The 363-nt window shown below is 59.2% G+C and carries 1 protein-coding gene; it reads left to right on the forward strand.

Going from position 1 to position 363, the window contains the following annotated elements:
- A partial coding sequence (locus FY036_RS00050) for an integrase core domain-containing protein (RefSeq protein ID WP_148912704.1) occupies positions 1 to 318 on the forward strand: 318 nt, incomplete at its 5' end.
- Positions 319 to 363 lie beyond the last annotated feature (45 nt).

Consider the following 363-nt stretch of genomic DNA (forward strand, 5'->3'; position numbering starts at 1 on the left):
TGGCTATCCGACAAGGGCATGGAACATACGCGCGGGGCGCCCTGCCATCCTCAGACCCAAGGCAAGATCGAGCGATGGCACCAGACGTTGAAGAACCGCATCCTGCTCGAAAACTACTTCCTGCCGGGTGATCTCGAGCAGCAGGTCGCGGCGTTCGTCGATCACTACAACCACCGCCGCTACCACGAGAGCCTCGACAATCTCACCCCTGCCGACGTCTACTTCGGGCGCGGCGATATCATCACGCTGGAAAGGGAAAGGATCAAACGCGAAACCATCAAACAGCGCCGCTTGCTTCATCGAGATGCAGCGGCCTAATGTGACAAACCTGATGGACCAGAGCCTCCGTTAGCTCACGCCGCC

It is taken from the genome of Neoaquamicrobium microcysteis, from assembly GCF_008180155.1.
GTDB lineage: Bacteria > Pseudomonadota > Alphaproteobacteria > Rhizobiales > Rhizobiaceae > Aerobium > Aerobium microcysteis.